Below are 229 nucleotides of genomic sequence, written 5' to 3'. Positions count from 1 at the left end.
ATGTTCACAAAGCTTTTAAGGATCATAAAATTTTAAATGAATTTGACTATACCTTTAAAAAAGGTGAACGAATTGGCATCATTGGTAAGAACGGAACTGGGAAATCTACATCCTTAAATTTACTAACACAATCAATATCACCAGATAATGGGAAAATAGTCAGTGGTGAAACCGTTAAATTTGCCTATTATACTCAAGGTGGATTAAATATTAAACCACAACAAAAGGT

At 31.0% G+C, this 229-nt stretch carries 1 protein-coding gene; it reads left to right on the top strand.

Going from position 1 to position 229, the window contains the following annotated elements:
* On the top strand, positions 1-229 hold a 229-nt coding region (locus ACRHOC_RS15315; RefSeq protein WP_431159457.1), incomplete at both ends, for an ATP-binding cassette domain-containing protein.

Origin of the sequence: Winogradskyella poriferorum (assembly GCF_050618035.1) — a bacterium.
Classification (GTDB): domain Bacteria; phylum Bacteroidota; class Bacteroidia; order Flavobacteriales; family Flavobacteriaceae; genus Winogradskyella; species Winogradskyella poriferorum_A.
This window is presented reverse-complemented; position numbering and strand designations above follow the sequence as displayed.